Source organism: Salicola sp. AFF1 (assembly GCF_056783195.1).
On the sequence record NZ_JBXAYL010000240.1, the window covers coordinates 1 to 238 of the forward strand.

Genomic DNA, 238 nt, shown 5'->3' on the forward strand with positions numbered 1-238 from the left:
CCGGGGTGTGGCCGATGGTCTCGACCGAGGTCAGGCCCGGGGCGATCTCCTTGCCCCATTCATAGGGCGTCACCTTCTTCTTCAGGCCGGCCTCGAAGATGTTGCGGTTGTTCTTGAACAGGCCCTGCATGCGGCCGGCCGGCGCCCGGCTCATCTCGCCGTCGTCCATCCAGAACTTCCATTCAGTGGCAGGCACCAGCACCTCGGCATTCGGGAACGCCGGCGTGCCCTCGGCCGT

General features: G+C 66.4%; 1 pseudogene. It reads right to left on the reverse strand.

From position 1 onward, the window contains the following. A pseudogene (locus AC1RQI_RS17500) lies at nt 1-238 on the reverse strand (hypothetical protein); the annotation flags it as partial.